Here is a 683-nt window from a genome sequence, read left to right as displayed (position 1 = left end):
TCATCGATCCTGCAGATTTCAGAATCATGGCTTGAGCGAGCGACGATTTTGCGGGTCGTCAAGCAGACGGAGTATACTCGCTGATCGTCACCGCCAAGCTCAACAATATCGATCCCCAGGCCTGGCTAGCCGATGTCCTCGCCCGCATCGCCGACATCCCTCAGCACCGCCTCGCCGAGCTGCTCCCATGGAACTGAAAAACCCGACACAAACATACCGCTCGCTCAGGCCGTCTGAGCCCGAAGCAGCAAATCTGCGGCCTTCACCGAATGCGTACGTTCAAGCAGGGCCGCATCGCCGATCGCACCCACGAGGCGCAGCAGTTCCGGGCGTCAGGCCTGAACCTCGTCATCGCGGCGATCGTCTACTGGAACTCAACCTATATCGCCGATGCGGTGGCGCATCTTCGCGCGATCGGCGAGGACGTGCCGGATGACTTGCTGGCGCATACGTCGCCCGTGGGCTGGGGCCATATCGCCTTCTCCGGGGACTTTCTCTGGGACCGCGCCGCCGCGATGCCGACCGGGCGGCGGCTGCTCAATCTTGGGCGAATGAGCATCGCGGCATGACGGTGGCGGCGTTCGTGGTTCGTGCGGGTTTAGGGTAATTTAGCCCGGATTATTCGTCGGACGGGCGATTTCGGGTTGGCGAGCGTAGCTTAACCTACTGATTTAGTGTAGAGA

General features: G+C 61.1%; 2 pseudogenes. Both read left to right on the top strand.

The features are described from left to right. Positions 1 to 68: 68 nt before the first annotated feature. Positions 69 to 197, top strand: a pseudogene (locus tag QN347_RS19340) (transposase domain-containing protein); the annotation flags it as partial. Between the two features lie 78 nt (positions 198 to 275). Then, a pseudogene (locus QN347_RS19335) lies at positions 276 to 569 on the top strand (Tn3 family transposase); the annotation flags it as partial. Positions 570 to 683: the final 114 nt, after the last annotated feature.

It is taken from the genome of Sphingomonas sp. 10B4 (genome assembly GCF_035019905.1).
GTDB lineage: Bacteria > Pseudomonadota > Alphaproteobacteria > Sphingomonadales > Sphingomonadaceae > Sphingomonas > Sphingomonas glacialis.
Note: the sequence above shows the minus strand (reverse complement) of the source record. Positions and strands in the feature narration are given on the sequence as shown.